The following is an 896-nucleotide window of genomic DNA, read 5'->3' as shown; positions in this document are numbered from 1 at the left end:
GCCGCAGGGCGAAGGCGCAGCGCTGGCGCAGCGCTGGTGCGCCGCCTGCCACGCCGACGGCGCGCGTCGCGCCGCCGACGCCGCGCCGAGCATCCCGGAGATCGCCCAGCGCTACGCCGGCGCGCCGGAGCGGCTGAACGCCTTCCTGCAGGCGGCGCACGGCCCGATGCCCAACTTCAACCTGTCGCGCGCGGAGGCCGAGGCGCTCGCCGCCTGGCTGCTGGCGCAGGCGCCGCGATGAGCCCCGCTTGGCCCGAAGGGTTCGCCTGGCCGCGGGTGCTGCCGCTCGGGCGCGGACCGGTGAACGCGGCCGGGCTCGACTTCTACGACCGGCTGACGGATGCGCTGTGCGAGGCCGGCATCGTGCCCATCGCCTGCCTCTACCACTGGGACCTGCCGCAGGCGCTGCAGGAGGAGGGCGGCTGGCCGGCGCGCGACATCGCCGGCCGCTTCGCCGACTATGCCGCCATCTCGGCCGCCCGGCTCGCGGACCGCATCCCGTTCTGGGCGACGTTCAACGAGCCCGGGCTGTTCACCATGTTCGGCCACCTGACCGGCGGCCACCCGCCCGGGCTGAAGCGGACCGACGCCTATCTCGCGGCGATGCACCACGTGAACCTCGCGCATGGCGGCGCGACGCGGGCGATCCTCGCGGTCCGCAGCGATGCGCGGGTCGGCTGCGTGCACAACGTGCAGCCCGTGCGCCCGGGCAGCGACGCCCCCGCCGACGCCGAGGCAGCCGGCATGCTCGGCGAGCTGTGGAACCGCGCATTGCCGGATGCGCAGCTCCTCGGCCACTACCCGGACCGCATCGCGGCGCTGATGGAGCCGTGGATCCGAGGCGGGGATCTTGCCGCCATCCGCGCCCCCGCCGCCTGGATCGGGGTGAACCACTA

The 896-nt window shown here is 75.3% G+C and carries 2 protein-coding genes; both read left to right on the top strand.

The genetic code is table 11. The features are described 5' to 3' along the window. On the top strand, positions 1-241 hold a 241-nt coding region (locus tag N2041_RS14425; RefSeq protein ID WP_297679293.1), incomplete at its 5' end, for a c-type cytochrome. Then, positions 238-896, top strand: a 659-nt coding sequence (locus N2041_RS14420; protein WP_297679291.1) for a glycoside hydrolase family 1 protein, incomplete at its 3' end; no start/stop codon positions are given. The genes N2041_RS14425 and N2041_RS14420, both read left to right, overlap by 4 nt.

This window comes from Tepidiforma sp., from assembly GCF_026419595.1.
Classification (GTDB): Bacteria; Chloroflexota; Dehalococcoidia; order Tepidiformales; family Tepidiformaceae; genus Tepidiforma.
This window is presented reverse-complemented; position numbering and strand designations above follow the sequence as displayed.